This window comes from Bacteroides sp. UBA939, from assembly GCF_002293435.1.
GTDB lineage: Bacteria > Bacteroidota > Bacteroidia > Bacteroidales > Bacteroidaceae > Bacteroides.
The window spans coordinates 1-2,085 of record NZ_DBDF01000146.1 but is presented as its reverse complement, the minus strand read 5'-3'; the positions used below and the strand labels follow the sequence as shown (position 1 = coordinate 2,085).

At 41.8% G+C, this 2,085-nt stretch carries 3 protein-coding genes; 2 read left to right on the top strand and 1 reads right to left on the bottom strand.

Annotated features, from left to right (window positions below):
• Positions 1-33: 33 nt before the first annotated feature.
• Both B2Z67_RS09120 and B2Z67_RS09115 read left to right on the top strand, forming a co-directional pair.
• Positions 34-279, top strand: a complete 246-nt coding sequence (locus B2Z67_RS09120; protein ID WP_291529513.1) for a toxin-antitoxin system protein — start codon at positions 34-36, stop codon at positions 277-279.
• A gap of 109 nt (positions 280-388) precedes the next feature.
• Positions 389-991, top strand: coding sequence for a DUF6621 family protein (locus B2Z67_RS09115; protein ID WP_291529512.1), 603 nt, complete (start codon positions 389-391; stop codon positions 989-991).
• Between the two features lie 25 nt (positions 992-1,016).
• Here B2Z67_RS09115 and B2Z67_RS09110 read toward each other — a convergent pair whose 3' ends face one another.
• Complete coding sequence (locus tag B2Z67_RS09110; RefSeq protein WP_291529511.1) at positions 1,017-2,033, bottom strand: zinc-binding alcohol dehydrogenase family protein; 1,017 nt, start codon at positions 2,031-2,033, stop codon at positions 1,017-1,019.
• Between the last annotated feature and the right edge of the window lie 52 nt (positions 2,034-2,085).

The window sequence follows — 2,085 nt, the reverse complement described above, 5'->3', positions numbered from 1 at the left end:
ATGATAGTATAAACTAATTATGACCATTTACTTATGGAAACAATAGCAGATAGAAAACAAACATCTTTCCGTTTGAGTGCAGATTTAATTGACCGGCTAAGATTAGAAGCAAGGAAAGAAAACAGAAGCTTTAATAACTTTGTAGAAAAGGTTCTCATGGAAGTAGTTAATCGAAAGCCAAACAAAACGACTTTGGAAGCTATGCATGAAGCCAAATCAGATAAGGATTTAGAAACGCTTGATTTAGATAATTTCAAAGATTATGTATCCTCATTATGAGAGAGTTGAAATAGAATTGTTTGAACCATATAATGAAAGAAAATAAATAATAAGATTCTGGTGCGGTGACCTTGTATCTTTATCCCTTTAAAAACATGAATAAACAGTTATGGAAGAAAGTATAAAACTTGCAGAGAATGTGATATTGGTGGACGTTGCATACTTCAACAACGTGATTAACGATTTGAAGAAATACTTTGAGGCGCAGTTGAGACGCTCGCTGCAAGATATATATGTAGAAGAGTGGGCGTCATATCTGGCATTGGATGCCGGTGTCCGCGATAAAGATAATAAGATTGAAGTACTCTTCGTGCATGATGCTCAGGTTGACAAGATAGTGCACTGTAATCCCGCAGACTTAAAGAAAGAGCTAAACGGAGTAGGCTATACAAATCCGTTAGGTGAACTCACATTTACATCCGTATCATCCGAAGCGCTTGTTTCCCGGGAAAATCTTTATCTTGATTTATTGTCGATAATACTCAACTCTGCCGATGTAAAACGTCTGATGCTGGTTCCTTGTTGCAAGGATTACGGTGCTAAATTAGAGGAAGTTCTAAATGAAGCAACGGTAGACGCGAAACCGGAAAAAGCTAAAGACATTTTTCTTTTCAGCATGAACGAGGCGGAGTGTCCTCGTTCGTGCAAATGGGATTCGCTGGGATATTCGTTGATACGCGCTTTAGGTGTGAAAGCTGAAGAATTACAGTAACCCCGTTATTTCTCAAAAACAATTCCTACAATTCAACCAGAATGCGGAATACCTTTCCCGGATTGGACACCCATTCCTTCATTGCCTCCAAAGCCTTTTCCGGTTGAACAATCTTAGTGATCAGTTCCTCCACCGGACAATCTCCTGTTTCCATGTAATTGATCACCGCACGGAAGTCAGCAGGCAATGCATTTCTGGAACCACGAATATCCAACTCCTTCTGTACGAAGTACTTCGTCTGGAAAGCAACCTCGCTCTTAGCATAGCCAATACAAACAACACGACCGGTAAAGCCAACTTCGTCTACAGCCATGATATAGGTTGCAGGGCTACCTACCGCTTCAATTACGACATCAGCTCCCAGTCCTTCGGTAATCTCCTGTACCTGTTCGTGCACATTCTCTGTCTTAGAGTTAATCATATATGATGCTCCAACTTTCTTAGCCAGTTCCAACTTCTCATCATCCAGATCCACTGCAATCACCGTTGCGCCTCTTAAAGCTGCACGAACAATAGCGCCAATACCAATCATACCGCAACCAATCACCATCACATACTCATTATCAGTCACCTGAGCACGTGAAACAGCATGGAAACCCACGCTCATCGGTTCAATCAATGCACAATCGCGAGATGAAATATTGCCTGCCGGAATGATTTTAGTCCAGGGCAACACGGCATACTCACACATCACTCCGTTACGCTGTACACCCAACGTTTCATTATACTCACAGGCATTGACACGGCCATTGCGACACGAAGCACACTTACCGCAATTGGTATAAGGATTCAACGTCACACTCTCCCCTTTCTCAAAACCGGCAGGAACATCCGGCCCGATTTCTTCAATCACCGCTCCTACCTCATGTCCCGGTATTACGGGCAACTTCACCATCGGATTGCGTCCCAGGAAAGTGTTTAAATCGGAACCACAAAATCCCACATACTTGATTCTTACCAATACTTCACCGGCACCAACGACCGGCTTTTCCAATTCAACCACCTTTATTTCAGAGGGATTGACTATTTGAACTGCTTTCATTTTATATAATAGATTTAAGTTTCGCATGTTAATCAGTAGTATCTCTATTCTC